The sequence below is a fragment of the Pseudooceanicola aestuariicola genome (assembly GCF_045763785.1).
GTDB lineage: Bacteria > Pseudomonadota > Alphaproteobacteria > Rhodobacterales > Rhodobacteraceae > Pseudooceanicola.
Window position 1 is genome coordinate 136502 of record NZ_JBJGSF010000003.1, and the last position, 26224, is coordinate 162725.

General features: G+C 61.0%; 28 protein-coding genes and 1 tRNA gene. 16 read left to right on the plus strand and 13 right to left on the minus strand.

Going from position 1 to position 26224, the window contains the following annotated elements; genetic code table 11:
* Positions 1-14: 14 nt before the first annotated feature.
* Together ACI3GR_RS13085 and ACI3GR_RS13090 are read left to right on the plus strand one after the other, a co-directional pair.
* Positions 15-1415 carry a sensor histidine kinase gene (locus tag ACI3GR_RS13085; protein WP_407495135.1) on the plus strand — a complete coding sequence of 467 codons (1401 nt, stop codon included), beginning with the start codon at positions 15-17 and terminating at the stop codon, positions 1413-1415.
* Between the two features lie 71 nt (positions 1416-1486).
* Positions 1487-1563, plus strand: a tRNA-Arg gene (locus ACI3GR_RS13090).
* A gap of 29 nt (positions 1564-1592) precedes the next feature.
* Here ACI3GR_RS13090 and ACI3GR_RS13095 read toward each other — a convergent pair.
* Positions 1593-2468 carry a glycosyltransferase family 2 protein gene (locus tag ACI3GR_RS13095; protein ID WP_407495136.1) on the minus strand — a complete coding sequence of 292 codons (876 nt, stop codon included), beginning with the start codon at positions 2466-2468 and terminating at the stop codon, positions 1593-1595.
* Between the two features lie 186 nt (positions 2469-2654).
* Between ACI3GR_RS13095 and ACI3GR_RS13100 the strand changes: the two genes are divergently transcribed.
* The 9 genes from ACI3GR_RS13100 to ACI3GR_RS13140 all read left to right on the plus strand — a co-directional run bounded on the left by ACI3GR_RS13100 (position 2655) and on the right by ACI3GR_RS13140 (position 10785).
* Positions 2655-3584, plus strand: coding sequence for an ABC transporter ATP-binding protein (locus ACI3GR_RS13100; protein WP_407495137.1), 930 nt, complete (start codon positions 2655-2657; stop codon positions 3582-3584).
* Positions 3581-4342, plus strand: coding sequence for an ABC transporter permease (locus ACI3GR_RS13105; RefSeq protein ID WP_407495138.1), 762 nt, complete (start codon positions 3581-3583; stop codon positions 4340-4342). The genes ACI3GR_RS13100 and ACI3GR_RS13105 overlap by 4 nt, the downstream gene beginning before the upstream one ends.
* A gap of 90 nt (positions 4343-4432) precedes the next feature.
* Complete coding sequence (locus ACI3GR_RS13110; RefSeq protein ID WP_407495139.1) at positions 4433-5230, plus strand: S49 family peptidase; 798 nt, start codon at positions 4433-4435, stop codon at positions 5228-5230.
* 159 nt (positions 5231-5389) lie between these two features.
* Positions 5390-6340, plus strand: coding sequence for a calcium/sodium antiporter (locus tag ACI3GR_RS13115; RefSeq protein WP_407495140.1), 951 nt, complete (start codon positions 5390-5392; stop codon positions 6338-6340).
* Positions 6341-6349: 9 nt separating this feature from the next.
* Complete coding sequence (locus ACI3GR_RS13120; protein ID WP_407495142.1) at positions 6350-7126, plus strand: SDR family oxidoreductase; 777 nt, start codon at positions 6350-6352, stop codon at positions 7124-7126.
* 297 nt (positions 7127-7423) lie between these two features.
* Positions 7424-9289, plus strand: a complete 1866-nt coding sequence (gene uvrC / locus ACI3GR_RS13125; protein ID WP_407495143.1) for an excinuclease ABC subunit UvrC — start codon at positions 7424-7426, stop codon at positions 9287-9289.
* 147 nt (positions 9290-9436) lie between these two features.
* Positions 9437-10099, plus strand: coding sequence for a CDP-diacylglycerol--glycerol-3-phosphate 3-phosphatidyltransferase (pgsA, locus tag ACI3GR_RS13130; RefSeq protein ID WP_407495576.1), 663 nt, complete (start codon positions 9437-9439; stop codon positions 10097-10099).
* Complete coding sequence (moaD, locus tag ACI3GR_RS13135; protein ID WP_407495144.1) at positions 10099-10344, plus strand: molybdopterin converting factor subunit 1; 246 nt, start codon at positions 10099-10101, stop codon at positions 10342-10344. Before pgsA ends, moaD begins: the two co-directional genes overlap by 1 nt.
* 3 nt (positions 10345-10347) lie before the next feature.
* Positions 10348-10785, plus strand: coding sequence for a molybdenum cofactor biosynthesis protein MoaE (locus tag ACI3GR_RS13140; RefSeq protein ID WP_407495145.1), 438 nt, complete (start codon positions 10348-10350; stop codon positions 10783-10785).
* A 4-nt stretch (positions 10786-10789) separates the two neighbouring features.
* On the opposite strand, the gene ACI3GR_RS13145 is transcribed toward ACI3GR_RS13140, so the two are convergent.
* Genes ACI3GR_RS13145 through ubiA form a run of 3 tightly spaced genes read right to left on the minus strand, consistent with a single transcriptional unit; the run spans position 10790 to position 14059 of the window.
* Entirely contained in the window at positions 10790-11119 is a 330-nt protein-coding gene (locus ACI3GR_RS13145; protein ID WP_407495146.1) for a hypothetical protein, read from the minus strand.
* Positions 11116-13017 (minus strand): OmpA family protein, encoded by a 1902-nt coding sequence (locus ACI3GR_RS13150; RefSeq protein WP_407495148.1) that lies wholly within the window; start codon positions 13015-13017, stop codon positions 11116-11118. Before ACI3GR_RS13150 ends, ACI3GR_RS13145 begins: the two co-directional genes overlap by 4 nt.
* Before the next feature lie 58 nt (positions 13018-13075).
* On the minus strand, positions 13076-14059 hold the full coding sequence (ubiA, locus tag ACI3GR_RS13155; protein ID WP_407495149.1) for a 4-hydroxybenzoate octaprenyltransferase: 984 nt from the start codon (positions 14057-14059) through the stop codon (positions 13076-13078).
* 12 nt (positions 14060-14071) lie between these two features.
* On the opposite strand from ubiA, the gene ACI3GR_RS13160 reads away from it, so the two are divergent.
* The 3 genes from ACI3GR_RS13160 to ACI3GR_RS13170 are packed head-to-tail and all read left to right on the plus strand — an operon-like array spanning position 14072 to position 16743.
* Positions 14072-14797, plus strand: a complete 726-nt coding sequence (locus tag ACI3GR_RS13160) for a 16S rRNA (uracil(1498)-N(3))-methyltransferase (protein WP_407495150.1) — start codon at positions 14072-14074, stop codon at positions 14795-14797.
* The gene (locus ACI3GR_RS13165; protein WP_407495578.1) at positions 14797-15312 is read left to right on the plus strand and encodes a hypothetical protein; all 516 of its coding nucleotides are present in this window, start codon (positions 14797-14799) and stop codon (positions 15310-15312) included. Before ACI3GR_RS13160 ends, ACI3GR_RS13165 begins: the two co-directional genes overlap by 1 nt.
* A 60-nt stretch (positions 15313-15372) precedes the next feature.
* Positions 15373-16743: a glutamate--cysteine ligase gene (locus ACI3GR_RS13170; protein WP_407495151.1), complete on the plus strand. Its 1371-nt coding sequence runs from the start codon at positions 15373-15375 to the stop codon at positions 16741-16743.
* 39 nt (positions 16744-16782) lie between these two features.
* Here ACI3GR_RS13170 and ACI3GR_RS13175 read toward each other — a convergent pair whose 3' ends face one another.
* From ACI3GR_RS13175 to ACI3GR_RS13200, 6 genes are all read right to left on the minus strand, one after another.
* Positions 16783-17340, minus strand: a complete 558-nt coding sequence (locus ACI3GR_RS13175; RefSeq protein WP_407495152.1) for a GbsR/MarR family transcriptional regulator — start codon at positions 17338-17340, stop codon at positions 16783-16785.
* 75 nt (positions 17341-17415) lie between these two features.
* Positions 17416-18024 carry a glycerol-3-phosphate 1-O-acyltransferase PlsY gene (gene plsY, locus ACI3GR_RS13180; RefSeq protein WP_407495153.1) on the minus strand — a complete coding sequence of 203 codons (609 nt, stop codon included), beginning with the start codon at positions 18022-18024 and terminating at the stop codon, positions 17416-17418.
* Complete coding sequence (gene pyrC, locus ACI3GR_RS13185) at positions 18021-19283, minus strand: dihydroorotase (protein WP_407495154.1); 1263 nt, start codon at positions 19281-19283, stop codon at positions 18021-18023. Before pyrC ends, plsY begins: the two co-directional genes overlap by 4 nt.
* Positions 19280-19828, minus strand: a complete 549-nt coding sequence (locus ACI3GR_RS13190; RefSeq protein WP_407495156.1) for a hypothetical protein — start codon at positions 19826-19828, stop codon at positions 19280-19282. Before ACI3GR_RS13190 ends, pyrC begins: the two co-directional genes overlap by 4 nt.
* Entirely contained in the window at positions 19825-20775 is a 951-nt protein-coding gene (locus tag ACI3GR_RS13195) for an aspartate carbamoyltransferase catalytic subunit (RefSeq protein ID WP_407495157.1), read from the minus strand. Before ACI3GR_RS13195 ends, ACI3GR_RS13190 begins: the two co-directional genes overlap by 4 nt.
* Positions 20776-21019: 244 nt before the next feature.
* Positions 21020-22036 carry a ribose-phosphate pyrophosphokinase gene (locus ACI3GR_RS13200; RefSeq protein ID WP_407495158.1) on the minus strand — a complete coding sequence of 339 codons (1017 nt, stop codon included), beginning with the start codon at positions 22034-22036 and terminating at the stop codon, positions 21020-21022.
* A gap of 105 nt (positions 22037-22141) precedes the next feature.
* On the opposite strand from ACI3GR_RS13200, the gene ACI3GR_RS13205 reads away from it, so the two are divergent.
* Together ACI3GR_RS13205 and ACI3GR_RS13210 are read left to right on the plus strand one after the other, a co-directional pair.
* Entirely contained in the window at positions 22142-22744 is a 603-nt protein-coding gene (locus tag ACI3GR_RS13205) for a 2-hydroxychromene-2-carboxylate isomerase (RefSeq protein ID WP_407495160.1), read from the plus strand.
* Positions 22741-23550 (plus strand): alpha/beta fold hydrolase, encoded by an 810-nt coding sequence (locus tag ACI3GR_RS13210; protein WP_407495161.1) that lies wholly within the window; start codon positions 22741-22743, stop codon positions 23548-23550. The genes ACI3GR_RS13205 and ACI3GR_RS13210 overlap by 4 nt, the downstream gene beginning before the upstream one ends.
* 101 nt (positions 23551-23651) lie before the next feature.
* Here ACI3GR_RS13210 and ACI3GR_RS13215 read toward each other — a convergent pair whose 3' ends face one another.
* From ACI3GR_RS13215 to ACI3GR_RS13225, 3 genes are read right to left on the minus strand one after another with little or no spacing between them, the layout of a single operon-like run.
* Positions 23652-24698 carry a threonine aldolase family protein gene (locus ACI3GR_RS13215; protein WP_407495162.1) on the minus strand — a complete coding sequence of 349 codons (1047 nt, stop codon included), beginning with the start codon at positions 24696-24698 and terminating at the stop codon, positions 23652-23654.
* Positions 24698-25183, minus strand: a complete 486-nt coding sequence (locus tag ACI3GR_RS13220) for a YcgN family cysteine cluster protein (protein WP_407495164.1) — start codon at positions 25181-25183, stop codon at positions 24698-24700. The genes ACI3GR_RS13215 and ACI3GR_RS13220 overlap by 1 nt, the downstream gene beginning before the upstream one ends.
* Positions 25180-26118, minus strand: coding sequence for a bifunctional riboflavin kinase/FAD synthetase (locus tag ACI3GR_RS13225; RefSeq protein WP_407495165.1), 939 nt, complete (start codon positions 26116-26118; stop codon positions 25180-25182). The genes ACI3GR_RS13220 and ACI3GR_RS13225 overlap by 4 nt, the downstream gene beginning before the upstream one ends.
* Positions 26119-26224: the final 106 nt, after the last annotated feature.

Here is a 26224-nt window from a genome sequence, read left to right on the forward strand (position 1 = left end):
GACCGGACCCGACTATGCTAAGATCACTTTCCGGACGCTTTTTGATCCTCACGCTGATGTTCGTGATGCTGGCCGAGATCATGATCTTCGTGCCCTCTGTCGCGCGCTTCCGTCAGGATTATCTGCTGTCGCGTCTGGAACGGGCGCAGATCGCGTCGCTGGCCCTGCTGGCAGACGATTTCATCAGCGCCGATCTGGAAGAAGAACTGCTGCGCAATGCCGAAGTGTACAACGTCGTGCTGCGCCGGGACGAAGCGCGGCAGTTGATCCTGTCGTCGCCCGTGCCGGGGGCGGTAACCGAAACGTTCGACCTGCGCGATGCTTCGCCTTGGGCGCTGATGGGGGACGCGATCGGTCGGCTTTGGGATCCTGAACCGCGGGTGATCCGCGTCATCGGCAACCCCGTGCGCGAAGCGGGGTTGCTGATCGAGGTGACGATGGCCACCGACGGGTTGCGCGCGGCGATGGTGGAATACGGTTGGCGCATTCTGGGGCTCAGCCTTGCGATTTCCGGCATTACTTCGGTCTTTTTGTTCCTCGCCGTGCGGGCGCTTCTGGTGCGCCCGATCAAACGAGTGATCGCGCAGATGCAAAGCTATGCCGCCGCACCCGAAGACACGCGGAGGATCATCGAGCCATCCGCAGGTGTGACGGAACTGCGCGAGGCCGAGCAGGCCTTGAAACAAATGGAAACCGAACTGACCGCAGCGCTGAAGCAGAAAGAGCGGTTGGCCCAATTGGGGGGCGCGGTCGCCAAGATCAGCCACGATCTGCGCAACATCCTGACCTCGGCCCAGTTGTTCACCGACCGGATTGAACAATCCGAAGACCCGACCGTCAGCCGCCTTGCGCCTAAGCTTGTGAATTCAATCACCCGTGCTGTGAACCTGTGCGAAAGCACACTGGCTTTCGGACGGGCCGAAGAACCCGCGCCGCGTCTGACCATGGTCCCGCTGGCGGAGCTGGTGGGCGACGTGATCGATGGCGAGCGTCTGGCTGTGGGGGAGGGCGATCTGAGCTTTTCCGAAGATATCCCGGCGACATTGTCTGTCCGGGCCGACGCCGAACAATTGCACCGCGTGATCCTCAACCTAGTGCGTAACGCGCGGCAGGCGGTACTGGCCACGGATGGGGCTGGCGAAATCTCTGTCTCGGCCGAGGAAGACGAAGCCGCATGGATGATCCGTGTCACCGACACAGGCCCCGGGTTGCCCGCCAAGGCGCAGGAAAACCTGTTCCTGCCGTTTCAGGGCGGCGCACGGCGTGGCGGGGCCGGTCTTGGACTTGCCATCTCGGCCGAGCTGATCCGCGGGCACGGCGGCCAGCTTTTGTTGGAACGTACCGGGGACGAGGGCACACGGTTCTGCATCGTCTTGCCGAAAACCGTCGTCAATCTGGATGCCGTGGCGGAATAATCGACGCGGCGCTATTTCGATGAACTTTCTGCTTGAACTCACTCCGGACGGCAGCTACATGCACGCCCTACGGACCGATAGCTCAGCTGGATAGAGTACTTGACTACGAATCAAGGGGTCGGGGGTTCGAATCCTCCTCGGTCCGCCACCTTGACCCGACATTTAAAGCTTTATAGCTCAGCGCCGTTTGGTTGCGTGCCTGATGGAGCGTCTGATCTGGTAGCTCAGTTTCAACGATGTGATTGATAGCGTAGCTATAGGGTACAAAAAGATTAGCAGAATCCGTTCCAAACGACTGCTTTCGGGTAAAAATTCGGTTAGCATCGTGTGCCTGAACGGTTTTTTCCGGTTTAGCGCAATTGGAGCGGCTTCTGGCGGGCGAGGAACTGGGCGTCGTTTCGAAAAGGTAACGTCTGTCCCGGCTACGATTTCGCAATTTTCCAACACGCGATACATCATCAGCACATCCGCTGCGTGGTGGTCGGCTCTGAATCTTTCTTGGACATAGGGAGTCAGTATGTCCTTGGGGTAAATGCCGTAGATTGTATTGGCTCGACCACGGAACGAAGGAAAAAGGTAATATTTCATTCTTCGAGCGAGTCTCGGTCCGGTGAAACTCAAATCTCGATGGTTTACAGGGTGCTCGACAGTGTTGCTTCCAGCGTCGATCGTCTGAACTCTACCGAAGGCGACGCAGTGCTTTTTCCGTGCGATTGGCAGCAATTCAGAAATCCAGTTGCGATCCCAAACGTCATCATGCGCGGCCCACATGAAATACGGGGCGCGAGCCTGTGACAGTACAAAAAGAAAGTTCCCTGCTGCTCCGAGGTTCTTGGCTTGTCGGACGTACCGTACACGGGAATCTTGTTCCGCAAATGCACGACAGATTACTTCTGTCGTATCCGTGGACCCGTTGTCAGAAATGATAAGCTCAAAGTCTGTGAAAGTCTGTTCGAGAAGCGAATGAACAGCTTCAGACAAAAAATCTGCGCCATTGTAGACAGGCATGCCAATACTGATGGCAGGAGACGTCCGCGGAGTGTCAGTTGTCATCACAGAACTTCCTATTTTAAGGGGTTCCAAGTACTCGGACCTATGCAAATAGGCAACCTGACAACTGCCCGCTTTTCCATGAATTGGGACAAGTCTGAAAACCTTTGAGAGCTAAACCGATCGGTTTAGCTCTGGAATATACTGTCGGCCGACACTACGTTCCGCCCTCGAACAGGAGGCTTCACCATGGCACCGATCTTGCAGATCGACGATCTGAAAAAGACCTACAAAGGTGGGTTCGAGGCGCTGAAAGGCGTGACATTGGACATCGAGGCCGGAGAGATCCTTGCCTTGCTGGGTCCAAACGGTGCCGGGAAAACTACCCTGATTTCAACGATCTGTGGCATCACGATGCCGACCAGTGGCAAGGTCCTGGTGGGCGGCTTCGATACGGTCAGCGAATACCGTAAGGCCCGTGGCCTGATCGGGCTGGTCCCGCAAGAGATCAATCTGGAACCCTTCGAGACTGTCTGGAACACGGTGCGTTTGACGCGGGGGGTGTTCGGCAAAACGCGAGATGATGCGTTGTTGGAAAAAATCCTACGCCGCCTGTCGTTGTGGGACAAGAAAGACAGCCGGATCAAGGAATTGTCCGGCGGAATGAAGCGTCGGGTGCTGATCGCCAAGGCGCTGAGCCATGAACCCAAAGTGCTGTTTCTGGACGAACCCACCGCCGGTGTGGACGTCGAACTGCGCAAGGACATGTGGGACATTGTCGCCGATCTGAAGCGCGACGGCGTGACCGTCATCCTGACCACCCATTATATCGAAGAGGCCGAGGCGATTTCTGATCGTGTCGGTGTGATCAGCGCGGGCAAGTTGCTGCTGGTCGAAGAAAAGGACGCGCTGATGGCGCGGATGGGGCAGAAACAACTGAAGATCGAGTTGCGCGAGACCTTGGATCAGGTGCCCCCGGCGCTGTCGGACCACGATCTGGAACTGGCCGATGACGGACAGGCGCTGATCTACACCTACGACACGCGCAAGGATCGCACGGGCATCACCACACTGCTGTCTGAACTGTCTAAGGCGGGTATTGTCCTGCGTGATCTTTCGACCCGGCAGTCGTCGCTGGAAGAGATCTTCGTCGGTCTGGTGAAGGAGAATGCAGCATGAAATTGACAGCTGTCTGGGCCATCTACCGATATGAAATGACGCGGTTTTTCCGCACCCTGCTGCAAAGCTTCATCTCTCCGGTCATTTCGACGTCGCTGTATTTCGTCGTCTTCGGAACCGCGATCGGCAGCCGCATCCAAGAGGTCGAGGGCGTGAGCTATGGCGCGTTTATCGTGCCGGGGCTGATCATGCTGTCAGTCATCATGCAGTCGATCTCCAATGCGTCGTTCGGCATCTATTTCCCCAAGTTCATCGGCACGATCTACGAACTGCTGTCGGCCCCGATCTCATTTCTTGAGATTGTCGCGGGCTACGTCGGGGCAGCGGCGACTAAGTCGTTGTTCATCGGGGTCGTGATCCTTGGGACGGCATCACTGTTCGTCGATCTGTCGATCCAGCACCCGGTTGCGATGATCGCCTTTCTGGTTCTGACCTGCGTGTCCTTTGCCCTGATGGGGTTCATCATCGGCCTTTGGGCCGGTAATTTCGAACAGTTACAATTGGTTCCGCTGTTGATCGTGACGCCCTTGGTGTTTCTTGGTGGATCATTCTACTCGATCTCGATGCTGCCAGAATTCTGGCAGACCGTTACGCTGTTCAATCCGGTGGTCTACCTGATCTCGGGCTTCCGCTGGGCGTTTTTTGGCATGGCGGATGTGCCGATCGCGGTCAGCCTGTTTGCCATCGCGGGTTTTACCGCGCTTTGCATGGGCATCGTTTGGTGGATTTTCCGCACGGGTTGGCGTCTGCGCGACTGATCGCGCCATTAGGTGATCTTGTCGGATTTATCTGCACCTTAGCCAGCCCCCTGCCTTGTCGGCGGGGGGCATCGCCTCTACATCGGCTTCATGCAGATCATCGACCGTATCAGGAAACGCCCACCCCTTGTCGCCGTTATTCGGTTGCAGGGCATGATTTCATCGGGACCACGCGGACCTTTGTCGGACGAGGCGATGGCCCCGGTCATCGAAAAAGCCTTTCGCCGCGGGAAACCCGTTGCGGTGGCGTTGGTCATCAACTCTCCGGGCGGATCGCCGGTACAGTCGTCGTTGATCGCCGCAAGGATTTCGCGGCTGTCCAAGGAAAAGGATGTGCCCGTCTATGCCTTCGTCGAAGACGCCGCCGCCTCGGGCGGGTACTGGCTGGCCTGTGCGGCGGATGAAATCTATGCGGACCGCGCGTCGGTCATCGGGTCGATCGGGGTGATTTCTGCGGGCTTTGGGGCACACGTCCTGTTGGCCCGGCAAGGGGTAGAGCGTCGCGTCTATACCGCGGGAAAGTCCAAGTCGACTTTGGACCCGTTCCAGCCGGAAAAAGAAGAAGACGTGGCCAGACTCAAGAGCTTGCTGGATGATATTCACGTCACGTTCATTGACCACGTGAAATCCAGTCGTGACGGAAAACTGCAAGACTCCGACGATATTTTTACCGGAGAGTTTTGGCTGGCCGAGAAGGCGAAGGCGCTTGGACTGATCGACGGGATCGGGCATCTTGTGCCGATGATGAAGGACAAGTTCGGCGACAAGGTGCGGTTCCGCCGCTACGGTCCGAAACGCGGCTGGTTCGCACGCTTCGGGGCCACATTGGCCCAAGATGCGGTGGCGGGCATAGAAGAACGGGCTGCGTTTGCCCGGTTCGGCCTTTGACGTGATCCTGAAGATCGTAACCCTGTTTCTTGTCGCCATGGGCGTCCTGGCGATGTTTGGCAAGCTGCGGCTGCCGAAGCCCGGCATGTCCCGGCGGAAATGTCCGTCATGCGGGCGCTACAAAATTGGCAAAGGGGCCTGCCCCTGCGGAGATAAATCATGATGCCATGGGTGATGACCGGTCTGGGTCTGGCCATCCTTCTGCTGGCGGGCGACGTGCTGGTGCGCGGTGCTGTAAACCTTAGCCTGCGGATCGGGATTCCCGCGCTGATCGTCAGTCTGACGATCGTTGCGTTTGGGACTTCGGCCCCTGAATTGCTGATCGGCATCAGCGCGATCCACGAAGGTAAACCGGGTCTGGCCTTGGGCAACGTTGTGGGGTCGAACACAGCCAACGCGCTGCTGGTGCTGGGTTTGCCGGCGATCCTGTCGCGGATGCATACCGGGCGGATCGATACCAAGCGCAGCTATTACATGATGATGATCGCCACGCTCGGCTTTATCGCGCTGGCCTTCATGGGGACGCTGACCTGGATCACGGGTCTTGTCTTGCTGGGGGGCTTGGCACTGGTCCTTGGGGATCAGGTGCGCGAGGCGCGGGGGCATATGTCCGCCACCGTCAGCGACGAAGATATCGCCGATCTGGAAGGCGCGGACCCGGATATGCCGTGGTGGAAGATCGGGTTGTATCTGGTATTGGGCCTGATCGGGTTGCCGCTAGGGGCCGATCTGTTGGTCGACAACGCATCGATCATCGCGCGCGAATTCGGGGTGTCCGACGCGGTCATCGGTCTGACGCTGGTGGCGTTGGGTACGTCCCTGCCAGAGCTTGCGACAACCGTCATGGCGGCCTGGCGGAACCAGGCGGATGTCGCCATGGGCAACGTTATCGGGTCGAACATCTTTAACCTGCTTGGCATCGTCGGTGTCACGACGCTGTTTGGGCCGATCCCGGTCGATCCTGAATTTCTGCGCTTTGATCTGTGGGTGATGTTGGGCGCATCGCTGGTGCTGGCGCCGTTTGCCCTGATGGGGCGCGATATTGGCCGTCGGTGGGGCGCGGCCTTGACCTGTCTGTACCTGACCTACGTCCTCCTTGTTCTAATCTAAGGAGAGACCATGAAAGCGCTTGTCACCGGAGCAGGGCGGCGCATTGGCCGGGCCATCGCACTGGACCTTGCGGATATGGGCTATGACGTGGCGGTGCATTACGGGACCTCTGCCGATGAGGCGGAAGAGGTCGCGAAGATGATCCGCGACAAGGGGCGCACGGCATGCTGCGTTCAGGCCGATCTGATGCAGGAAGATCAGGTTCAGTCGCTGGTGTCGCAGGCCGCCAAGGGTCTGGGCGGTCCGCTGACCTGTCTGGTCAACAACGCGTCGACCTTTGAACATGACCAGCTGGAGGACGCCACGCGCGACAGCTGGGACAAGCATATGGAGTGCAATCTGCGCGCGCCCTTCGTGCTGACGCAGACCTTTGCCGCGCAATGTCCGCCCCCCGTGAAGGATGAGCGGGATGAGCCGGTCGCACGGGGCGCGATCATCAACATGGTGGATCAGCGCGTGCGCAAGCTGACGCCGGACTTTATGACCTACACCCTGTCGCGCGCGGCGCTGTGGACCATGACCCAGACGACGGCGCAGGCTTTGGCCCCTGCCGTGCGTGTGAATGCGGTCGGTCCGGGGCCCACTTTGCGAGGCGGTCGGCAAGATGAAGATCAGTTCGCAAATCAGCGTGCAGCCACGATTCTTCAGCGTGGCAGCAACCCCGAGGACATGTGTCAGGCGGTGCGATATCTGCTGTCAGCGCGGGGCGTGACGGGCCAGTTGATCTGCGTCGACGGGGGGCAGCATCTGGGATGGGAAACGCCCGATGTCGTCGGAATGGAGTGACGTAAAGGTCATTTCGCGAAAAGTTTTGCACCTGTCACGGAGCTGTCATCAAGACGTTACCTAAATGTTAATGTTTTCAGATGTTTGACATGAGCGCAAAATTTTTCCTTTTGATATCAGCGACTTGAAAATATGCCTAAAATTTAGGCAGTCTCTTTAATGGGCCATAAACCAACGGATTTTTCTCAATGGAAAGATTTTGCCCCCGTAGTTATCCACAGAAATGGTGGACAGCTTTGGCCTTGTCCATGTGGTCAGAAATTTGCAGCAAGGGGTGAGAATCATCACGCGACTCGAATGACTGACGACAGCGCCAAAACTTTGACCGGACACGAGCTGATCCACTCTTACCTGCCGACTCTTGATTCGTCGCCGGGGGTGTATCGCATGCTCGATTCGGAAAGCCGCGTGCTGTACGTCGGCAAGGCGCGAAATCTGAAGGCGCGGGTGTCGAATTATGCGCGGCCGTCGGGGCATTCCGGGCGGATCGCGCGGATGATCCGCGAAACTGCGTCGATGATGTTCCTGACCACGCGCACCGAAACCGAAGCGCTGCTGCTGGAGCAGAACCTGATCAAGCAGCTGAAGCCTCGGTACAACGTGTTGCTGCGGGACGATAAGTCCTTTCCGAACATCATGGTCACGAAGGACCACGATTATCCGCAGATCGTAAAGCATCGGGGCGCGAAGAAACGCAAAGGGGCCTATTACGGGCCATTTGCCGGGGCAGGGGCCGTCAACCGGACGTTGAACCAGCTTCAGCGGGTCTTCATGCTGCGCAATTGCACCGATTCCATGTTCGCCAGCCGGACGCGGCCCTGCTTGCTGTACCAGATCAAACGCTGCTCGGCCCCGTGTACCGGAGAGATCAGCAAGGCCGACTATGCCGCCTCGGTCGCCGATGCGGAGCGGTTCTTGCAGGGTCGGTCCACGCAGGTTCAGGAAAAACTGGCCGCCGAGATGGCCGAGGCGTCAGAGGCGATGGAGTTCGAACGCGCCGCCGCCTTGCGCGATCGGATCAAGGCGCTGACGAATGTTCAGTCATCGCAGGGCGTGAACCCCCGCTCGACCCCCGAGGCGGATGTGATCGCATTGCACATGGAAGGCGGGCAGGCCTGTGTGCAGGTCTTCTTTATCCGGGCCAACCAGAACTGGGGGAACCGCGATTTTTACCCGCGTGCCGGCGCGGACGTGAGCGAGGCCGAGGTGCTGGAAGCCTTCATGGGCCAGTTTTACGATACCAAGGACCCGGCGCGGCTGATCCTGCTGTCGCATCCCATCGAGGACACCGACCTGATGGAAGAAGCCCTGTGCGAAAAGCTGGGGCGCAAGGTCGAGATCGCGGTGCCGCAGCGCGGTGAGAAGGCTGAACTGGTCGAGAATGCGGCGCGGAACGCGCGGGAAAGCCTGGGCCGCAAGATGTCGGAGTCTGCGACGCAGGCGAAGCTGCTGGCCGGCGTGCAGGACGCCTTCGGGCTGGAGACGACCCCGCAGCGGATCGAGGTGTACGACAACTCTCATATCATGGGGACGAACGCGGTTGGCGGGATGATCGTTGCGGGGCCGGAAGGTTTCATGAAATCCCAGTACCGCAAGTTCAATATCAAGGGCGATGACCTGACGCCCGGCGATGACTTTGGCATGATGAAAGAGGTTCTGACCCGTCGTTTGACCCGGCTGCTGAAGGAAGACCCGGATCGGGACAAGGGGTTGTGGCCGGACCTGTTGTTGATCGACGGCGGGGCCGGGCAGGTATCTGCGGTGCAGGAGATTCTTGAGAAAATGGGCGTGCCGGACCTGCCGATGGTCGGTGTCGCCAAGGGGGTGGACCGCGACCACGGGAAAGAAGAATTCCACCGCCCCGGCCAGCGCCCCTTTGCCCTGCGGATGAACGACCCCGTGCTGTACTTCGTCCAGCGACTGCGGGATGAGGCGCACCGTTTTGCCATCGGCACCCACCGCGCCAAACGCGCCAAGGCGGTGTCGGCGACCCCATTGGACGAGGTGCCGGGCGTAGGGGCCACCCGCAAGCGCGCGCTCTTGGCGCATTTCGGCTCTGCCAAGGCGGTCAGCCGCGCGGGGCTTTCGGACCTGAAAGCTGTCGATGGCATTTCAGACGCGATGGCCGAAACGATCTATGCCCATTTTCACGAGAAGGGCTGAGGGCGCTGCATAGCACCGGCGTCCTGACCTTTGGTGCGTGACTGGAGGGCTCTGCCCTCCAGACCTCCCGAGGGTATTTATCAACCAGAAGAACAGGGGCGCGTGCTGGTCCTTTTCCCGGCTGCGGTTCCGCGCTACGTATCGCCTATGAAAATGACTTTGCCCAATATTCTGACGCTGTTCCGCCTGCTGGCGGCGCCTGCGGTGATCCTGTCCTTTCTGATCCTGCCGCGGCCCTTCGCCGATTGGCTGGCCTTCACGCTGTTCGTCGGTGCGGCGGTGACCGACTATGTGGACGGATATTTGGCGCGTCGCCTGAACCAAGTCAGTAAGATCGGCACGATGCTGGACCCGATTGCCGATAAGGCGATGGTCGCATTGGCGCTGTTGGCGCTGGCCGTCTGGTCGCCGCTGGCGGCGGCGGTTGTCTTGCCCGGCGCTGTCATCCTGTTTCGCGAGGTGTTCGTTTCGGGCCTACGAGAGTTTCTGGGCGACGTGGCAGGAACGCTGAAGGTCACCAAGCTGGCCAAATGGAAGACCGCCGTGCAGATGATCGCCATCGCGCTGTTGCTGGCGCATGGCGCGTTCAATTCCAACCTTGGTATGGCCGTCTTTGGCATGGACGCAGAGATGGTGTCGGCCGTTCTGGACGGTAGCGTGGATGATCCCGTCGGGGTTCGTGGCAAATTGTTTCGGGCGGAATGGTCAGGCTATATCGGGCTGGGCCTGATCTGGCTGGCGGCCGTTCTAACTGGGATCACCGGCTGGGATTACTTTTCCAAGGCCCGTGCGCATCTGGGGGAAGACTGATGGACGTATTGTATTTCGCCTGGGTCCGCGAAAGGATCGGGATTCCGAAAGAAACCGTGGCAACATCCGCCGGAACCGTGGCGCAGTTGGTTGAAGAACTGAAAGCCCGCGAAGAGCGGTATGAGGCCGCCTTTGCCGATCTGAGTGCGCTGCGCGTGGCGCTGGATCAGGAATTGTCCGATTTCGACGCGCCTTTGGATGGTGTGCGTGAGGTCGCGTTCTTCCCCCCGATGACGGGTGGTTAAGCCATGAAGATCGCCGTTCAGGACACGCCCTTTGCCCCCGGAGACGAGGTCGAGGCCTTTACAAAAGGGCACACCGAAATGGGTGCGATCGTCACCTTTTCCGGTCTGGTCCGGGGCGATGGTGGGCTAACCCGGCTAGAGATCGAACATTATCCCGGCATGACCGAACGCGCGATCCGGGCCATCGCCGAAGAGGCGCAGGATCGATGGGCCTTGGGGGACGTGCTGGTGATCCACCGCTACGGTCCCCTTGTCCCCGGCGACCCGATCATGATGGTCGCCACCGCCGCGCCGCACCGTAAGGATGCGTTCGAGGCGGCGGAATTTCTGATGGATTACCTGAAAAGTCGCGCGCCGTTCTGGAAAAAGGAATACGGGCCCAACGGCGAAGATTGGGTTGCGGCCAAGGATGAGGACGAGGACGCGCTGACCCGCTGGTAACGGCTTAGCGTTGTGCGTGGACCCGTTCGACGTAGGACCGCAGTTCTTCGGCTTCGTGACGTGCTTCTCGCAGGCCTTCCATGGCGGCAGACAGTTCTGCCTCGGTCTGGGATAGCTGGTTGGTCAGTTCTGCTTCGCGCTGTTGCAGGTAGGTGATCGCCTGATCGCGCATTTCTTCGGCTTCGTGCAATTCCTGCGCCATGCGTTCCAATTCGCCCATGTCGGATTTGGACACGCGGGTGAAACGATGGATCAGCCAGTAGGCGAACCAGCCAAGACCAAATGCGATAAACAGGATGATCGCGATGGCGATCACGAACTCGGTTCTGTTCATTCGCTTGTCGTCTCCTCGGCGGCGTCTTCTGGCGTGGTTTCTTCTGCGCCGTTTTCCCCGTCGGTTTCAAGCCCAGAATCCCCACCATCGGCTGCGGCATCAAGCAGATTGAACTCGATCCGGCGGTTGGCTTCGCGGCCCTCTTCGGTCGAATTGTCTTCGATCGGTTGGGTTTCGCCGAAACCGGTTGCGACGAACAGCTCTACCGGGGCGCGGCGCATCCGCAGTTCGGACAGGACGGTGTCGGCCCGCTGCTGCGACAGTTCAAGGTTCATCGTTTCGCGACCTTGGCTATCGGTATGACCGCCGATTTCCAGCGCGACGGGGCCGCAGAAGGTCAGAACGCGGGCGAGATCGTCAAGGATCACGCGGCTGTCGCCCGTCACGGTGGCCGAACCGGGTTCAAAGTTGATCTTTCGGTTCTGTTGGATCGCCTGCACGTCGGCAATGCATTCTTCGGGTGTGGGGCGCGCGGCGTCCGGGTCTAGCTTTTCGTCATAGGTTACGTCGATGGTGAAGTCCTGACCTTCGCCCAGTCGTTCCGACAGGATGCGCGCAATATCGGCGCTGGCGTCCTGATTTCCGGTGGTGCCGCGGGTGGCGATGTTGTCTTCAGTGACGATGACGGTGCCGTTTTCCAGATTGGTCAGCGCCTCGATCCCCGCCAGAACACGCAGTGACCATCCTTCGGGCAGGGTGTCGTCCATGCGGGCAGCGAAATAGACGTTGTCGCTGCCAAAGCGGGATTTTGCGTAGCTGTCGGCGCCGTCACGGGACAGATCATCCCGCACCCGACCGCGCAGTTGCACCTGACCTTCGGGGGACAGGATCGCGGTGAATTCGGCCGGGCCCTGCGGGGCGGCGTCATCATCGGGATAGACGGCGTGCAGCGCGAAGACTTCTGGCAGGGTGTTCTCAAGCTCTCCGACCACCCGGTCGAAGGTGGCGCGGTCCGCAGATGCGCCAGCGATCAGCGTCACATCGGTGTCGGACAACGTGACGGACCCCTGACCGATACGACCAAGGGCAAGGATGGCTGAACTTGTCGCTTCGGCCCATTGCGGGGACGGCACGCCAAGGCCAAGGACGCAGCGGTCTTCGCCATCGTATCCGGTGCCGCGTGCGGCGGTGATGATGCGGGTGCGCGAGGATTCGGTATCTGCCGAACAGGCGTCAAAGCGCGCGCCTTGATCGTCGATCAGATAGCGCAGGGTAAAGGGTGTGATCACCGGGCGCGGCGCCGAGATGTCAAGCGTCAGGTCGATCGGACCACGGGCGCGCCGTTCCAACGTGCTTTCCAGCTCGCGCTTTCTGTCGGTGCTGGCCGCCATGGCTGTAATCGTCACCTCACCCGCGCTGAGCGAGATCTTGGATCGCGGCAGGTCGCGCAGGGCGGTGACGGCATAATCTAGCGTCAGGGGCCAGCTTTCTGGCATCGGATAATCGGCGGTTTCCAAAAGGTCAGAAACATCCGTGACACCGGGCAGCTTGGACAGGCGTTCAATCAGCGCGTCCCGGTCGGTTGCGGCGGGGATCAGACCGATCAGGTTCAACCGTCCTTCATTGCGCAGCAGTTCGATCGAAAAGCGGGGCGGGGCGATACCTTTGCTGGCGACCACTTCCATCCCGTCGATCACGCGGCTTGCGTCGACAACCTTGCCCGCGACGGTCATGGCGCGAAAGCGGTCAGCCTCGGACGGGGCGGTGCCGGTCAACTGGATACGCAGCCCGTTCGCCGTGACATCGGCCCAGGCCAAAGCCTCACGGTCCAGTTCGAACCGCACGTCATCGGCCGAGGTCCGTTCGACCGCCAGCGCCGCGAACATCGCGACAACCACGGACAGGCCAGCAGCAGCGGCGAAAGTTCCACCCAGGATGGTGATCGTAGACAGGCGCATCGGCCCCCCGCTTTTGTTGCGTTGCAAGGGGTTTAGTCAGGATTGCGGGGCGGTGCAATCACACCATCATGGCGACGGCGAAAAACGGCAAAGGCAGCAGCCCCGCGTCGCGGTTGGACCGGAAGAGCATCAGCTGGCGGTCGTGGTCTTCCATGTCCAGCCGACGCATCTGCCATGCCATGTGCCAGCCAAAGGCCCAAGGCCCGGCCAGCGCGATCACCAGCGCCAAGGGGTTGGCGCCGGGCAACATTGCACCCAGCACGACGAACGCCATCAGCGCGACCGACGCGATCAGGAAGCGGCGCAGCCATTGCGGGGTCCTTTCTTCGAACAGGCGCGCGGTGGATTTCACGCCGATCAGCGCATCGTCTTCTTTGTCCTGAAGCGCGTAGATCGTGTCGTAGAACAGCGTCCACGCGATCCCTGCGATGTACAGAACAATCGGCGGCCATGACAGGCTGCCGGTGTGAGCGGCCCATGCCAGCAGGGCACCCCAGTTGAACGCGAGGCCAAGAAACACCTGCGGCCACCACGTGAACCGCTTGGCGAAGGGATAGATCGCGACGGGGGCCAGCGACAGGATGCCAAGGCCGATGGCGAAGGGCGGGAAGGTCAGCAGGATCACGAAGGCTACGAGCGACTGGATCACCATCCATGCCACGGCCTGCTTCGTCGTCACCTGTCCCGACGGGATGGGCCGGGACCGGGTGCGCGCAACGGAGGCGTCGATCTTGCGGTCACTGATGTCGTTCCACGTGCAGCCTGCACCACGCATCAAAAAGGCGCCGATGGCGCAGCCCACGCCGATCCAGAGGTCGTAGAACGAGGCCCGCCCATCTGACAGCATCGCCAGCATCAGCCCCCACCAGCAGGGCAGTAGCAACAGCCACGTCCCGATGGGCCGGTCCGCGCGGCTAAGGCGCAGGTAGGGGCGGGACCATGCGGGGGCCAGACGGTCGACCCAATTGCCTTTGACCGCATCGGCCACCTGTCCGGTGGAGCCTGTGGTCTCTTGCTCTGGCGTTGCGCCGGGTTGGGTCATATGTAGTGCCTCATGGACCGTGCAAAAATCAGGCTCTGTGTAGATCACCCTTTGGGGGCAGGGCAAACCGTTCCTGTGGATCGGGATCAGGCGAATTATCTGTTCAACGTCATGCGCCTTGGCGTCGGCGATGCCGTGGCCTTGTTCAACGGCCGCGACGGCGAATGGCGGGCCGAGGTGACGGCGGGCAACAAACGCAGCGGCGTGCTGACCTGTGTCGGGCAATCTGCGCCCCAGTCTGATCCGCCCGATCTGTGGCTGATCTTTGCACCCATCAAAAAGGCGCGCACCGATTTCATCGTTGAAAAGGCGGCTGAAATGGGCGCACGGCGGATTTTGCCGGTGCTGACCGATTACACCAATTCCGAACGGGTCCGTGTGGATCGCCTTCAGGCGCATTGCGTCGAGGCGGCAGAGCAATGCGGCGGCACCTTCGTGCCCGACGTGGCCGAGCCGGTGAAACTTAATGCGCTGCTGTCGGGCTGGGATGCTGGCCGCCAGATCATGTTCTGTGACGAGGTTCTGGCAGACGACGTGTCGCCCCTCACGCTGGACAAAGGTGGCGCTTGGGCGATCCTGATCGGGCCAGAGGGCGGGTTTTCCGAGGCCGAGCGGAAACGCCTGCGCGGGCTCGACTTTGCGCATCCCGTGTCACTGGGCCCACGCATCCTTCGCGCCGATACGGCGGCGGTCGCGGCGATGGCACTGTGGCAGGACCGTCTGGGCGATTGGTCGTGATGGGTTACGTCCGGCCTGAGTTGCGCGCATGGGCGAAGCGCTGGCAAGAGGCGCTGCTGGCCGTGGCGGTCGGCATCATCGGGGCCTATCTGCTATTCACCAGCATGGGCATCCTTAGGTGGATCGGTGGGGCCATGGTCGCCATGGCCCCGTTTCAGCTGTTCGCCGGTATCCAGCGCGGGCGGTTCCGTGGGCGCAGCGATGGCCCCGGCGTGGTGCGCATCGACGAAGGGCAGATCGCCTATTTCGGCCCGCTGACCGGGGGCGTGGCAGCACGCAGCGAAATGTATCGGTTGTCGCTGGATGGACGATCCTCTCCGCCCGTGTGGGTGCTGGAACAACATGGCCAGCCAGAGCTTGCGATTCCGCTGACCGCCGACGGCGCGGATGAATTATTTGATGTTTTCGCGGCTCTTCCCGGCATCAAGACGGACCATATGCTTGAGCAAATGCGCACAGTTGGGCCTGCTCACCGTGTCGTGATCTGGGAAAGATCGCAGCTGCGGTTGCATTGACACCCTGTCGAATTACGACCATCCCTACCTTGAAGACCAACGATCGGAGACCCGGCGACAATGTCCATTCCCCAGTCCGGAGGCGGCCCGATCGAGCGGCCCGAACAGCTTGCTGAATACTTGGAAAGCGGCTGTAAACCCAAGCAGGATTGGCGCATCGGGACCGAGCATGAGAAGTTCGGCTACTGCAAGGACACGCTGAAACCGATCCCATACGAAGGGGAACGGTCGATCCTGACAGTGCTGGAAGGTCTGCGTGACGGCCACGGCTGGGACCCGTTGGAAGAGGGCGGCAAGCTGATCGGCCTGACCAAGGACGGGGCCAATATCTCTTTGGAACCGGGCGGTCAGCTGGAACTTTCTGGTGCGCCGTTAGAGACGATCCACCAAACCTGCGACGAGGTGAACGACCACCTGCGCGACGTCAAGGATATCGCGGACAAGGTCGGCGTCGGCTTTATCGGTTTGGGCGCCGCGCCCGACTGGACACACGAAGACATGCCGCTGATGCCCAAAGGACGGTACAAGCTGATGGACGCCTATATGCAGGACGTCGGCACCACCGGGCAGATCATGATGCGCCGGACCTGTACGGTTCAGGTGAACCTCGATTTTTCATCCGAGGCAGACATGGTTCAAAAGATGCGCGTCGCCGTGGCGCTGCAACCTGTGGCCAACGCGCTGTTCGCCAATTCGCCGTTTTTCGAAGGCAAGCCCAACGGGGTGAAAAGCTATCGGAACTACGTCTGGCGCAACCTTGATGCGGACCGGACAGGCATGGTGCCTTTCGTCTTCGATGATGGATTTGGGTTCGAATCGTGGGTGCAATACGCGTTGGATGTGCCGATGTACTTTGTCTATCGCGACGGCAAATACATCGACGCGCTTGGCCAGTCTTTTCGCGATTTCCTGAAGGGCGAATTGCCCGCGCTTCCGGGTGAGGTGCCGACCCTGTCCGACTGGGCGGACCATCTGACCACGCTGTTCCCCGAAGCGCGTGTGAAAAAGTTTATCGAAATGCGCGGCGCCGATGGTGGCCCGTGGCGTCGTCTGTGTGCTTTGCCCGCGCTTTGGGTTGGCCTGACCTATGACCAGACCGCGCTGGATGCGGCTTGGGATCTGGTGAAAGGCTGGACCACCGAACAACGCGCGGCGCTGCATGTCGAAGCCGGGGTTCATGGACTGCAGGCCAAGGTGGACGGCATCGACATGCTGGATCTGGCCAAAGAGGTCGTCGACATCGCTGAGGCCGGGTTGAAGGCGCGCGCCTGCCCCGGCGCGGGGGGGCTGGTCCCGGATGAGACGCATTTCCTAAACGCGCTGCACGAAAGCGTGGAGTCGGGTAAGGTTCCGGCCGATGAGCTTTTGGAAAAGTACCACGGCGACTGGGCGGGCGACGTATCCCGCATCTACCCGGAGTTTTCCTACTAAGCCCGGGTAGCCACAAGCACCGCTAACGAAAAGGCAGACCTATTTGTCTGCCTTTTTCTTTTTCTTCTTGGGTTTCGATCCCGACAAAAGCGACCCGATCTTGCCGCCGATCTTAAGCAGACCCAGTTTGCTGGCGCGGGGCAGGGATGCCACGTCGGCGTACCAATCATCCAGCGTCTTCATCGTTTCGTACGTTTCGGCCATGCGGGCGCGAATTTCGGGGGGCGTATCGTCCGCCTCGGCTGTGCCCTGTATCTGGTGCAAGGCGTCCAAGGTCGGGGCAAATTCCCGTTCGCGTCGCGCCTCGATCAGGCGTTCGACGATGTCGAACATGTCGCCGTGACTGGTGAAGTAATCGCGCCGGTCGCCCAAGGGACGGTTCGCCTGAACAAGGTTCCAAGCCTGCAATTCCCGCAACCCGGTCGAGATATTGGACCGCGCCAAATTCAGGGTCGAGGAGATTTCTTCCGCGGTCAGCGGCCCGGGCGACAGGTGCAAAAGCGCGTATATCTGCGCGACTGATCGGCTAAGGCCCCATCTGGGGCCCATATCACCCCAGTGAAGGATAAAGGCTTGCATGGATGGGCTGAGCTGCATCGGCTCCCTCCCTCCTTGTTCTGTCCTTTCAGAAATACCATTCCGGGAGGAAATTCGCAATAAATGCCTGAAAAATCACTTTTTGCCGATTTTCGGCTCGGTCCCGGCAAGCAGTCTTTGGATGTTCTGGCGATGCCTGATGAAGACAAGTATCGCGAGAACCAGAAGCATCAGAATTGACTGGCTTAGGCCGAGCATCGCCGCCCAGACGGGGGCCAGCGCCGCGGCGACCAGCGCCGACAGTGACGAGATACGCAGGATCACGGCGGTTGCCAGCCAAGTCGCGCAGGCGGCAAGGCCTAGGGGCCAGGCGTAGGCCAGAAGCAGGCCAAGGAAGGTCGCCACGCCCTTGCCGCCTTTGAACCGCAGCCAGACGGGGAAGCAATGGCCCAGGAAAGCGGCCAGCCCGGCGATCTGTACGGCATCTTCGCCCGCTAGGGACCTTGCGATCAGGACGGCGACCGCACCTTTCGCGCCGTCCAGCACAAGCGTCAGCAGGGCGGCGGTCTTGTTTCCGGTGCGCAGCACATTGGTCGCGCCGATGTTGCCTGACCCGACCTTGCGCAAATCGCCCAGACCGAACAGGCGCGACAAGATCACGCCGAAGGGGATCGCGCCCAGAAGATAGCCCGCCACGGCCCAGATGATCAGGGCGGTTACTGGGGTGACAAGGTCTGGGGTCATAGCGGTTCTCCAAAGACTTGGGTGCCGCCGACCCATGTTGCGCGAACGCGGCCTTGCATACGCGCTTCGTCAAAGGGCGTGTTGCGCGATTTGGACAGCAGCTTGAACCGGTCAAGGATGAACGGCGCGTCAGGGTCGAACAGCACCAGATCGGCGGGCGCGTCCACGGCCAAGCGGCCAGTGTCCAACCCAAGCCTGCGCGCCGGGTTCAGCGATAGCGCACGCCACAGTTGCGGCAGGGTCATATCGCCGGAATGAACCAGACGCATGGCGGCGGGCAGCAGGGTTTGCAGGCCAACGGCACCGCTGGCGGCGGCCTCGAACGGCAGGCGTTTGCTTTCTTCGTCCTGCGGGGTGTGCATAGAACAAATGACGTCGATCAGACCGCTGGCGACGGCCTCGACCACGGCCTGCCGATCATCTTCGGACCGCAGCGGCGGCTTGACCTTAAAGAACGTCCGATAATCCGCGACGTCCAGTTCGTTCAGCGTCAGGTGATGGATCGACACCCCGGCGGTGATATTCAGCCTGTTATTCTTTGCCCGTTCCAGCGCGGGCAGGGCGCGGGCGGTGGTGATCTGATCGATATGATAGGCGGCGCCCGTCATCTCTAGCAGCGCGATGTCACGGTCCAGCCCCATGCGTTCCGCCATGGGCGACACCGCAGGCAACCCGCGCAGCGACGCGAATTTGCCGCTGGTGGCCGCAGCCCCGGCGGACAGGATCGGTTCCTGCACATGGCCGATCACCAGCGCACCGCGTGACCGGGCGTAGGTCAGGGCGCGGGACAGGACCTTGGTATCGCTGACGACATGATCGCCATCGGTAAAGGCCACGGCACCTGCGTCCATCAGAAAGCCGATTTCCGTCATCTCGCGACCAGCACGGTCCTTGGTCAGCGCGGCCATGGGCAACACGCGGACCGGAGAGGCCTCGCGCGCACGGCGGGCGACGAATTCCAGCGTTTCGGGGTTGTCGATGGTAGGCGTCGTGTCGGGGCGGGTGACGATGGTCGTCACGCCGCCGGCCGCCGCAGCCTGCCCGGCCGAGCCAAAGCTTTCCTTATGCCGTTCGCCCGGTTCGCAAACCTTCACGCCGATATCGACGATCCCGGGGGCCAGGGCGAGGCCGCCACAGTCGATGCCGTCGATGGGCGCATCGTGCAGGGCGGTGATCTTGCCGTCCTTGATCGTCAGGGCGCCAAGTGTTTCAGTCCCGGCCTCGGGGTCGATCAGGCGGACATTCGTCAGGGTGGTCATAGGACGGCTCCGATCACGACGGCGATCAGGATGGCAAGAAAGATGCCGACCATGATCCACAGGGTCATCCGGTCGCGCGGGCCGGATGGGGCCGGCGTCGCAGGCGGCGGTGTCAGGATGTCGCCTTTTGCGCTGTCGCTGTGCAGCTGTTCGAACGTGTCGGGGGCGGGCGTCATCTGCCAGCTGCCAATATTGGTCAGCGGCGGTTTTGGGGTCAGCGGGACATGCGCGCCATCGAAAGCCGCGCCTTTGACCAAGACCACTGCCCCCGTCAAACCGTCGATGCGGGCGCGATCCGCAGCAATAGCGGTTTCATCCACGCCGACGCCTTCGATCATAAATCCGCTAAGGCCGATGCCCGCCAGATCCTCGGCCACCGCGCCTTCGATCTGCTTGTCGTCCAGATGGTCCACGCCCAAAGCATCGCGCAGCGGGAAAGTGCCCGCGTCGCGATCATGGTCGATAAATGCCCAAAGCTGGTCTTCGGGCAAGTCGACCGAAAACAGGTGGACAGTTTCGCGGGTGCCTGAGGTCAGATCGCTCATGCTGCACCCTCCTGCCGTCTGGCTTTGAGGTTACGGGCCAACAGGTCCATCGCGGCCATGCGCACGGCGACGCCCATTTCTACCTGCTCCTGAATGACGGATCGGTTGATGTCGTCGGCCAGCGTGCCGTCGATTTCGACGCCGCGGTTCATTGGGCCGGGGTGCATTACGATGGCGTCCGGCTTAGCATGTGCAAGCTTTTCTTCGTCCAGACCAAACAGGTGGTAATATTCGCGTTCAGACGGAATGAACCCGCCGTCCATGCGTTCCTTTTGAAGGCGCAGCATCATGACGACATCGACGTCTTTCAGCCCTTCTTCCATGTCCTCGTAGACCTCGCAGCCCAGCTCTGCCATGCCCGAAGGCATCAGCGTGGGCGGCCCGACCAGCCGCAGCCGGTTTTCCATTTTGCCCAGCAAAATCAGGTTGGACCGGGCAACGCGGCTGTGGGCGATGTCGCCGCAGATGGCGATGGACAGGCGGTGCAGACGCCCCTTTTTGCGGCGGATGGTCAGCGCGTCCAACAGGGCCTGCGTTGGGTGTTCATGCCGTCCGTCGCCCGCGTTCAGAACCGCACAGTTCACCTTTTGCGCCAGCAGGTCCACCGCGCCGGAATGCGGGTGGCGCACGACCAGCAGATGGGGCTGCATGGCGTTCAGGGTCATCGCCGTATCGACCAGCGTTTCGCCCTTTTTGATCGACGAAGCCTCGAGCCCCATGTTCATCACATCCGCGCCCAACCGCTTGCCCGCCAGTTCGAAACTGGCCTGCGTGCGCGTGGAGTTTTCAAAGAACATGTTGATCTGGGTCAGACCCTTCAGCGCGTCACCGTGTTTATCGGCGCTGCGCGACAGGGCGACGTATTCGTCGGCGAGGTCGAGGATTTCCTGAATCTCGTCTGGGGCCAGCTTTTCGATGCCAAGCAGGTGGTCCTGTCTGAAGCCCATGTGCCCCTCCATCCGGTTGGGGTGGTTATAGAAATGCGGGGGTAGAGGAACAAGGGGGAGAATGTTGCGACAGCTGATCTAGGCTGCTCGGCCGGCTAGGCCGAGCCTCGCCCGATCCTACCCCGGATCGGGCGTATGTGTGCCGTTGCGTGGACTACTTTGGTCAGATGACCAGACGCGATAAAGCGCGCCGGCACAGATGCTGCAAAACGCCAGACCAGGATCGGGCGCGGCTCTATCCGTCTTATTTGCGGAACACGCCCTCATAGATCGGTTCCATCGTCGCGGTTTCAAACAGCGACGACACCGACGTGCCGTTCCAGATGTTCAGCGTCGCCTGCGCGAACAGCGGCGCGGTCGGCAGGATGCGGATCTGCGGGCAATCTTTGACGGGCTGCGGGGCTTCGATCGTGTCTGTGATGACCATGGATGTCAGAACCGACCCGGTGATGCGTTCGACCGCCGGGCCAGACAGGACGCCATGCGTAACGTATGCGTGCACCTCTTTCGCGCCGTATTCCAGCAGCAATTCCGCGGCCTTACACAGGGTGCCTGCGGTGTCGGCCATGTCGTCGATCATGATGGCGATCTTGTCTTTGACGTCACCGATGACGGTCATTTCAGACACTTCGCCCGGCTTTTCACGGCGTTTGTCGACGATCGACAGCGGCGCGTTGATCCGTTTGGCCAGCTCCCGCGCGCGGGCCACGCCGCCGACGTCGGGCGATACGACCATGATTTCATCCATACGGTCCGCGAACTTTTCCTTGATGTCCAAGGCGAAGATCGGGCTAGCATAGAGGTTGTCGACCGGAATATCGAAAAAGCCCTGAATTTGCGCGGCGTGCAGGTCCATGGTCAGGACGCGGGATATGCCGGATTCGACCAGCATGTTCGCCACCAGCTTGGCCGTGATCGGCGTGCGGGGCTTGGACCGGCGGTCCTGACGGGCGTAGCCGAAGTAAGGGATGACAGCCGTGACCCGCTGGGCCGAGGACCGGCGCAGCGCATCGGCGATGATCAGCAATTCCATCAGGTTGTCGTTGGCGGGGTTCGATGTCGACTGGACGATGAACATATCCTCGCCCCGGACGTTTTCGAACACTTCGACGAAAATCTCGCCGTCGTTGAACCGTTCGACCCGCGCGTCCACGAGGTCGATGTTGACCCCCCGATGGATCGACATGCGCCGTGCGATGGATTTGGCCAAGGGCAGGTTGGCATTGCCTGCGATAAGCTTGGGTTCGACGACGTTCGGCATGGCAGCTCCGATTGCGAAGTGAAGTCACACGGGATGACAGATTCGTGACGTTGAACCCCGCTTACCACCCCGCTAGGGTCTTGCCAAACCGAGCGGGGGGGTAAGATGCCGCATATCGACTATTATTTCGTGACGATTTCGCCATGGACCTATTTGGCAGGCATGCGGCTGGAGGAGATCGCGGCACGGTATTCTGCCACGATCACCTACAAACCCTGCGATTTTAACCGTGTTTTCGCATCAACGGGCGGCCTGCCGTTGGCCGAACGGTCGCAGGCGCGCAAGGATTACCGCACGCAGGAACTGAAGCGCTGGCGCAAAGCCCGTGAAATGGACCTGACGCTGGAGCCGGCGCATTTCCCGACGAATCCTGCGCCCTCGGCCTATGCAATTATCGCGGCACAGGCGGCAGGCGGTGGCGATGTGGGGAAATTGACCCATTCGATCCTGCGGGCCTGTTGGGCCGAAGAAAAGAACGTGGCCGACACCGATGTGATCAAAGCCTGTCTGGAAGACGCCGGATTCGATCCGGGGCTGGCCGACAGCGGACTTTTGACCGGCGCGATGGCCTATGAAGCCAACGCAGAAGAAGCAGTCAAGGTTGGTGCTTTTGGTGCGCCCTTCTACCTTGTCGACGGAACCGAAAAGTTCTGGGGGCAGGATCGCCTTGGCATGTTGGACCTATATCTTTCGGGGCAATTAGATTGAATTTTCAGACATTTGCGGGGCACCGCACCGCCACCCGCCGATGGGAGGGCGGCCCCGGTCGCGCCCTGTTGGTGCATTGTTCGCTGGCCCATTCCGGGGCGTGGAAGGGCGTCGCATCCTATCTGACCGATACGCATGATTGCCGGGCCTTCGATATGCCGGGCCATGGAAGCAGTGCCGAATGGGATGGGCAGGGCATCTATCAGGATGTGGTCTGCGCCCAGATCCGCGGCATGATCGACGAATGGGACGCTCCGGTCGATTTGATTGGCCATTCCTTCGGCGCCACGGCAGCGCTGCGCGTGGCAGCGACATCGCCGGACTTGGTTCGCAAGCTGGTTCTTATCGAGCCGGTGTTCTTTACCGCCGCCTATCAGGCCGACCCGGCATTCGAGGCGCGAGCGGCCATTGAAGGCCTGCCGCTGAAGGAAGCCTTCGCTGAAAAGGATTACCACCACGCGGCGCAGATTTTTCTGGGCAACTGGGGCGGTGGTCAGCCTTGGGACGAGATGAGCGCAGCGCAGCAAGATGGGTTCGCCGCGCAGATGAAGCTGATTGAAGCGGTGACAGTGACCAACATGGGTGACCCTGACGGGTTGCTCGCGGACGGGCTGGTGGCGCGGATGCAGATCGAGACGCTGTTGATCGACGGTTCAGACAGCCCCGAGGCCAGCCACCGGATCAACCTTGCCCTGCAATCCCTGATCCTACCGTCGCGGATCGAGACGGTCGAGGGCGCGGCGCATATGGTGCCGATTACGCATTCCGATCAGGTGGGGCCGATGGTGGCAGAGTTCCTAGGGTGATTAAACCGGATCGGCCATGAATGCGCGCCGGAGGTTTTGCACCCCCGGACCCCCGCAGGAATATCTATCGCAGGAAGATAAGGCCGCCGGTCGGGTTCGCCTTAGCCTGCCGCGATGGTGAGGAAGCGGTCGATGTTGTCTTCGCTCATGCTCCAATCGCTGACGAGGCGGGTGGTGATCTGATCTTCGGCGGCACCGGAGCTGAGGTCCGGGGTGTCAGCGTGGAAGACAGCGCCTTGGGCCGCCAGACGTTGCAGCACGGCGCGGGGCATGTCGACAAAGGCCATGTTCACCTGCGGGTCAAACCGGAAGCTGACGCTGTCGATTTTGCGCAGGCCGTCGGCAAGGCGGGCCATATTGGCATTGGCCTGACGCGCGGTCGTCAGCCACAGATCGTCGGTCAGGTAGGCGTCCATCTGGGCCGAGAGATAGCGGTGTTTGGAGAAAAGATGCGCGCCCCGTTTACGGCGCAGCTCAAACTCCCATGCTTTGTCGGGGTTGAACATCACGACCGCCTCGACCCCCATGCAGCCGTTCTTGGTGCCGCCGAAAGACAGAACATCGACGCCCGCGCGCCACGTCATATCCGCGGGGGAGGCGTTCAGCGCAACTAAGGCATTGGCGAAGCGGGCGCCGTCCATATGGACGGGGATGCCAAAGGATTTTGTCACCTCGGTCAGGGCGGCGATTTCGGACAGGGTGTAAATCTGCCCCATCTCGGTCGCCTGAGTGATCGACAAAGGCCCGCGTTGGGGGCCGTGGACACCCCGATTGCCTTCGCCCTCAACGGCGGTGCGCAGGGTGTCAGGGGTAATCTTGTCCTGATCGCCCACAAGGGTCAGCTTGGCCCCGTTGGTGTAGAACTCGGGCCCGTTGCATTCGTCGACGTGGATATGCGCCTTGGGGGCGCAAAAGATCGTATGGGTTGGCGGGCAGTAGCAGGACAGGGCCAGCACATTGGCGGCGGTGCCTGTGGCCACCAGATATACGGCGGCCTCGGGCGCCTCGAAAATCTCGCGGACTTTGTCACGGACGCGGTCCATGATCGGATCGGCGCCGTAGGACCCGGTATAGCCGGTGTTGGCGTCGTTCAGGGCCTGCATCACCTGCGGCAATACGGGGCCTGTGTTGTCTGAACCGAAATACATCAGGTGGGCTCCTCTATAATGTGGTCTTCCCAGTCGTCGTCGGCAATCTCGTATTCCGAATAGGTCATCCCGCGCACGGATACGCCAGCGCGGTGGACCGTTTCCGGATCGCCCGAGAGCAGCGGGTGCCAGTCGTACAGCGGGCGACCCTCGTAGACCAAGCGATAGGCACAGGTCTGGGGCAGCCAGTACATGTGTTTCTGGATCGTCGCCGCATCTAGCGTGATGCACTCGGGCACGTACTGATGGCGCGTTTCGTACTTGGAACACAGGCAGGTGGCGTCGTCCAGCAGGCGACAGGCGACGCGGGTCAGCGCGACCTCTCCGGTGTCTTCGTCTTCCAGTTTGTTCAGGCAGCATTTGCCGCAGCCGTCGCAAAGCGCCTCCCATTCCGGGCGGGACAGCTGTTTCATCGGTTTGGTTTCCCAGAACCGGGGGGACAGGTTGTCGCGATCAATCGGGTCGTTAGAGGTGTGGTGCGTCATTCCGCGTCCAGGATCTGGCGGGCCTTCTGGCAATCCGCGTCCATCTGGTCGATCAGGCCCTGCAGGCTGTTGAACTTGGCTTCGGGGCGCAGGTAGTCGACCAGAGCGATCGAGAGGTTTTCGCCGTAAAGGTCGCCCTTGAAGTCAAACAGGAAAGTTTCGAGGTTCGGGGTTTCGCCATTGAACTGGGGCCGCATCCCAAGCGAGGCCGCACCCTGATACGTACCTTTGTGCGGTCCGGTCAGAACGTCGACCCAGACGGCATAGACGCCGAATTTCGGCTGGTGGAGACCTTCGATGGACATATTGGCGGTGGGATAGCCCAGATCGCGGCCGCGCTGATCACCGCGAATGACCGGGCCCTCGATGCGGTGCCAATGGCCCAGCATTGCCGCCGCATCGCGCGGGCGGCCTTCGGACAGGGCGGTGCGGATCGCGGTCGAAGAGACCTCTTCTGTGTCTTCGGCCACCAGATCGGCGATGGTGACGCCAAAGCCATGCTGCGTGCCAAGGTCTTTCAACATCTGCGTATCGCCTGCGCGTTTTGCCCCGAAATGGAAATCCGCGCCAACGACCACGTAGCACACGCCAAGGCCATCGACCAACACGCGTTTCACGAAATCTTCGGGCGTCAGGGCGGCGAGGGCGGGGTTGAACGTCAGTTCATACAGGACGTCGATGCCGATCTTTTCCAAACGGTGCGCGCGGGCGCCGGGGCCGGTCAGGCGAAAGGCGGGGGCGTCGGGTGCGAAAAGCTGACGGGGGTGCGGCTCAAAGGTGATGACGCCTAGGGGCGCGTTCAATTCCGTGGCCGCATCGCGCGCCAGATCGATCACCGCACGGTGGCCGATGTGGACGCCGTCGAAATTGCCGATGGCAACGGATGCCCCCCGGTCTTCGGCAGTGGTGTAGTGATAGTCGCGCACGATCCTCATGCCGGAAGGGGTAGCCCCGGGACGGGGGCGGTGCAAGAGGATGTGGGGGATATCCTTGGGTTAGATGAAGGGCAGCCCGAATGAGGGGCGCTGCCCCTCAGACGAT

Coding starts and splice junctions, on each gene's coding strand:
- ACI3GR_RS13160 (WP_407495150.1), top strand. CDS start 14,072: ATGGACCGTGCAAAAATCAGGCTCTGTGTAGATCACCCTTTGGGGGCA.
- ACI3GR_RS13195 (WP_407495157.1), bottom strand. CDS start 20,775: ATGGGCTTCAGACAGGACCACCTGCTTGGCATCGAAAAGCTGGCCCCA.
- ACI3GR_RS13170 (WP_407495151.1), top strand. CDS start 15,373: ATGTCCATTCCCCAGTCCGGAGGCGGCCCGATCGAGCGGCCCGAACAG.
- ACI3GR_RS13205 (WP_407495160.1), top strand. CDS start 22,142: ATGCCGCATATCGACTATTATTTCGTGACGATTTCGCCATGGACCTAT.
- ACI3GR_RS13105 (WP_407495138.1), top strand. CDS start 3,581: ATGAAATTGACAGCTGTCTGGGCCATCTACCGATATGAAATGACGCGG.
- ACI3GR_RS13095 (WP_407495136.1), bottom strand. CDS start 2,468: ATGACAACTGACACTCCGCGGACGTCTCCTGCCATCAGTATTGGCATG.
- ACI3GR_RS13110 (WP_407495139.1), top strand. CDS start 4,433: ATGCAGATCATCGACCGTATCAGGAAACGCCCACCCCTTGTCGCCGTT.
- uvrC (WP_407495143.1), top strand. CDS start 7,424: ATGACTGACGACAGCGCCAAAACTTTGACCGGACACGAGCTGATCCAC.
- pyrC (WP_407495154.1), bottom strand. CDS start 19,283: ATGACCACCCTGACGAATGTCCGCCTGATCGACCCCGAGGCCGGGACT.
- plsY (WP_407495153.1), bottom strand. CDS start 18,024: ATGACCCCAGACCTTGTCACCCCAGTAACCGCCCTGATCATCTGGGCC.
- ACI3GR_RS13145 (WP_407495146.1), bottom strand. CDS start 11,119: ATGAACAGAACCGAGTTCGTGATCGCCATCGCGATCATCCTGTTTATC.
- ACI3GR_RS13175 (WP_407495152.1), bottom strand. CDS start 17,340: ATGCAGCTCAGCCCATCCATGCAAGCCTTTATCCTTCACTGGGGTGAT.
- ACI3GR_RS13225 (WP_407495165.1), bottom strand. CDS start 26,118: ATGAGGATCGTGCGCGACTATCACTACACCACTGCCGAAGACCGGGGG.
- ACI3GR_RS13220 (WP_407495164.1), bottom strand. CDS start 25,183: ATGACGCACCACACCTCTAACGACCCGATTGATCGCGACAACCTGTCC.
- ACI3GR_RS13215 (WP_407495162.1), bottom strand. CDS start 24,698: ATGTATTTCGGTTCAGACAACACAGGCCCCGTATTGCCGCAGGTGATG.
- ubiA (WP_407495149.1), bottom strand. CDS start 14,059: ATGACCCAACCCGGCGCAACGCCAGAGCAAGAGACCACAGGCTCCACC.
- ACI3GR_RS13165 (WP_407495578.1), top strand. CDS start 14,797: ATGGGTTACGTCCGGCCTGAGTTGCGCGCATGGGCGAAGCGCTGGCAA.
- ACI3GR_RS13085 (WP_407495135.1), top strand. CDS start 15: ATGCTAAGATCACTTTCCGGACGCTTTTTGATCCTCACGCTGATGTTC.
- ACI3GR_RS13190 (WP_407495156.1), bottom strand. CDS start 19,828: ATGAGCGATCTGACCTCAGGCACCCGCGAAACTGTCCACCTGTTTTCG.
- ACI3GR_RS13115 (WP_407495140.1), top strand. CDS start 5,390: ATGATGCCATGGGTGATGACCGGTCTGGGTCTGGCCATCCTTCTGCTG.
- moaD (WP_407495144.1), top strand. CDS start 10,099: ATGGACGTATTGTATTTCGCCTGGGTCCGCGAAAGGATCGGGATTCCG.
- ACI3GR_RS13140 (WP_407495145.1), top strand. CDS start 10,348: ATGAAGATCGCCGTTCAGGACACGCCCTTTGCCCCCGGAGACGAGGTC.
- ACI3GR_RS13100 (WP_407495137.1), top strand. CDS start 2,655: ATGGCACCGATCTTGCAGATCGACGATCTGAAAAAGACCTACAAAGGT.
- pgsA (WP_407495576.1), top strand. CDS start 9,437: ATGAAAATGACTTTGCCCAATATTCTGACGCTGTTCCGCCTGCTGGCG.
- ACI3GR_RS13200 (WP_407495158.1), bottom strand. CDS start 22,036: ATGCCGAACGTCGTCGAACCCAAGCTTATCGCAGGCAATGCCAACCTG.
- ACI3GR_RS13120 (WP_407495142.1), top strand. CDS start 6,350: ATGAAAGCGCTTGTCACCGGAGCAGGGCGGCGCATTGGCCGGGCCATC.
- ACI3GR_RS13150 (WP_407495148.1), bottom strand. CDS start 13,017: ATGCGCCTGTCTACGATCACCATCCTGGGTGGAACTTTCGCCGCTGCT.